Below are 3,190 nucleotides of genomic sequence, written 5' to 3'. Positions count from 1 at the left end.
CTGAACCAAGCTGACTGTTCGTTAATCAAATAATATAATTTTGCTTTTTCTTCAAAGTTATTTATTAAACTTAATTTAGGTTGTAAAATATGCAAATCATCAAAACATTTATCCCATTTTGATGTCATGGATCGTTTTAGTTCAAATTCAATTCTCCATAAGTATTCATCTTCAATTTCTTTTTTATCAACTTCATTTAGTTGCAATTTCTTATTATAAATTCTGATATAGCGTTCACTATCTCGAACTCCAAAATACTTTGTTTCTGGTTTATCATCTCGACCATAAAAGATAGTTTTCTTTAATGATTTATCTGACATAACATACCAGTCATTTAAATCAATTGGTAAATCAAATGCTAAATCTATTCTTGAAAATTCCTTACCACGCATATTATTTAAAAATACGAATTGAACAAATTCTTTTTCTTCGTCTGATAATTTACTTGGATTAAATTCAACTCTAATTTCACTACGATTAAACTGTTTCGCAAGTCGTCTATCATACTCAACATATACTTTATTATCTAAAGCATGAGCCTTAAACTTATCAAAACCAGTATCACGTAAATTTATTCTAGGGTCTCTCTCAACATGCTTTTTTAATTGCTTTTCTCGACTTTCGATAAGATAACCTACGACAGTGATTCTATCAAACCCTACGGCTATTTTTTTAGGTAAGTGCACAAGCCCTTGTGCAGTTAACCGGCTATTAGATAGTCCGGTTAACTCTTTTTTGCCATTACCTTGATTTTCATTATATTTATCCATAAAAAATACTCCTTATCTTTCGAATTAGAAAAAAAGAAAAGAGTACTCAAAATATTGCTATTTATATTTACGTGTTATAATATAACTACGTAAACAAAGCATAAATTAGAGATTGTTTATTTTGAGATATAAATAGGTGGCTAACTATTTATCTTTTCAATTTTCTTTTCTTCAAGACAGTATATCATTCAGTTGATATGCTGTCTTTTTTAATTTTATTCCAATTTCCTTTTTGTTCGGAACCTTACGCAATCTATAAACTCTTTGAGTTGCAGCAGTGGTAAACCACTACTGCACTCAAGTTTAATACGATTGCTTTTCCAAACAAAAAGTTTTCTCGGCATAAACCACATGTCTTATTTTTATTAATACGGTTTATTTTTAATTCCACGATAGATTAGATAAATGACTGCTGATACTAAAGCAACAACAATAAAAATAGATAAAAGCATCCAGTACCATTCTTCTGTTTCCCACATGATGTTTAGTCGAAGTCCTTCCCAAATTCCGTAAGCTAAAACTCTAGAGATTACGGCTATCAGTAAAATCATCGCAATCACATGCAAAGTAAGTAGAGAATAAGCTTTAAACTTATAAAAATTATTCTGTAGTTCTTTACGCTCTTTATGGTTTTGCATGATTAAATTGGTTTGTTCGATTAACAGACTTTTCACTTGGTTATAATTTTCTTTTTGAGAAGTAACTAAATGACTGCTGGTACTATCTTTGAGCGTTGCTATTTTATAATTCCATGCCTCCATCGAGTCGTCGAGTTCGCTTAACAATCGGTCTATCTTCCGATTTCTCGTGTCCTGATCTTTCTCTATTTCTATCATTCTCTTCATCAACATTTCGTTCTGTTTCTTTAATTCGTTTATTTCTTCTGAATTCTGTGTCTTGCTCGAATTTGTCCCAGTCATTTGTTTTTGTTGATTCAGTTTGTCTTGTAAACTCATTTTCTATCCCCCCTAATTCATAATCAGCACCTAAAGTTTTCCCACGCACCCATTTTTCACGTTCAGGGTGCAAATAAGACACCGTAGAGCCTCTTAATTTAGTTTCTATACCTAAACTACCCAAATGACTTTTAAAGCTCTCAAAATCGTTATTTTGGCTTTTAGCAATATTTACTGCTTGTCTTATCTCATCTTTCCAACTAGTTTTACCATTTTCCAGTAACCCTTTTTCAGATTGCGTATATCTTAAAGTACTTGTTTTAACTGGGACTGAAAGCCCATGTTCTCTACATATCTCATCATTTTTTTGTTTAATTAACTCTCTTTGTGCTTTATTACTCTGATATTTTTTTCCAGTATCAATGTTTACAGAGTTAATGATTATATGATTATGAATATGCTCTTTATCGTTATGCGTATACACAGCGACTTGATAATCTGGAGCAATTTCACGAGCGAGTTGTAGACCTAATTCATTACATTGTTTTTCTGTGACTTCTCCAGGCTTAAACGATTGAATAATTGTATGACCTTGAATGCCATTCTCTTTGCCGTACAATGCTCTCAAATGCTTAAAAGATGATTTCGCATACTCTACATCACAATTTAAACCGTCTTTCACAGTTGCTCGTTTTTCAGCATAGTTAATTGCTCGTGATGTTGATTTTGTGTTTCCTAGTTTAGTGATCGCCATAACTTATTCACTTCTTCTCTTAAAATGTTAAAGTTTCTAATCAAATCTTCATTAGGAATATCTTCATTTTTTTGAGTTTTTATATTTAGCACTCTAGAAATTTGATTAAGGTTGTTACCAATTCCGCTTAATTCTTTTGCAATTTGTGTGCGAGTTTCTTTGTCGAATTTTGGTCTTACAAGTCTACTCCCTTGTGCTTTACTCTTCACAAATTGTGGCACGCTCATATTCAAAGTTTCTGCAGATTGTTTTAACTTTGAATATTCGTTTTCGCTCACTCTAAAAGAAATCTGTTTTGGCTCTTTGCGGACCGGCTTACGCAATTTTCCGCTAGCCACAGATTTATTTTGTTCGCTCATTAAAACCCACCCTTTCAAATCATATTAATAAATTTATTATAATTTATCTCTATATCCATATCAATAAATTAAATGATTTCAAAGGGTTTGGCAAGCGTCGTATATTCTAGCCACTTCGTTCTGAATATACCGGCTTGTTGGGGAGTATCCCCAAGCCCCTTTGTTTTTTGTTAGCACAAAAAAAGACTAGCCACGGCTAGTCTAAGTTCAAGTTCTTTGTGTCAAAATTATATAGCTTATCATGATGTGAAGTGGCTATATAATTTTCTAATTCTGCTCGTAACTTTTCGTGATTATTGGTTAAAGTTTCTCGCAAAATATCTGAAAAATTTATGTCTGATATCTCTTTAATTTTTTACGATATTTATATTTTGAATTACGATGAATTTCTGACCAAGCTGACTGTTCGTT

At 31.9% G+C, this 3,190-nt stretch carries 4 protein-coding genes; all 4 read right to left on the bottom strand.

Annotated features, from left to right (window positions below; translation table 11 throughout):
- The coding region (locus TJ68_RS03955) for a hypothetical protein (RefSeq protein ID WP_040928873.1) at positions 1 to 770 on the bottom strand (770 nt) is incomplete at its 3' end.
- Positions 771 to 1,135: 365 nt separating this feature from the next.
- Positions 1,136 to 1,531, bottom strand: a complete 396-nt coding sequence (locus TJ68_RS03950) for a hypothetical protein (protein WP_040928872.1) — start codon at positions 1,529 to 1,531, stop codon at positions 1,136 to 1,138.
- The gene (locus TJ68_RS03945; RefSeq protein WP_040928871.1) at positions 1,512 to 2,420 is read right to left on the bottom strand and encodes a relaxase/mobilization nuclease domain-containing protein; all 909 of its coding nucleotides are present in this window, start codon (positions 2,418 to 2,420) and stop codon (positions 1,512 to 1,514) included. The genes TJ68_RS03950 and TJ68_RS03945 overlap by 20 nt, the downstream gene beginning before the upstream one ends.
- Positions 2,402 to 2,779, bottom strand: a complete 378-nt coding sequence (locus TJ68_RS03940; protein ID WP_040928870.1) for a plasmid mobilization protein — start codon at positions 2,777 to 2,779, stop codon at positions 2,402 to 2,404. The genes TJ68_RS03945 and TJ68_RS03940 overlap by 19 nt, the downstream gene beginning before the upstream one ends.
- Between the last annotated feature and the right edge of the window lie 411 nt (positions 2,780 to 3,190).

It is taken from the genome of Nosocomiicoccus massiliensis (assembly GCF_000438455.1).
Taxonomy (GTDB): Bacteria; Bacillota; Bacilli; order Staphylococcales; family Salinicoccaceae; genus Nosocomiicoccus; species Nosocomiicoccus massiliensis.
The sequence above is the reverse complement of the archived record's forward strand: the minus strand, read 5'-3'. Positions and strand labels throughout refer to the sequence as shown.

Excerpts from the sequence above, each read along its gene's own strand:
- TJ68_RS03950 (WP_040928872.1), bottom strand. The coding sequence starts at position 1,531 with ATGGAGGCATGGAATTATAAAATAGCAACGCTCAAAGATAGTACCAGC.
- TJ68_RS03945 (WP_040928871.1), bottom strand. The coding sequence starts at position 2,420 with ATGGCGATCACTAAACTAGGAAACACAAAATCAACATCACGAGCAATT.
- TJ68_RS03940 (WP_040928870.1), bottom strand. The coding sequence starts at position 2,779 with ATGAGCGAACAAAATAAATCTGTGGCTAGCGGAAAATTGCGTAAGCCG.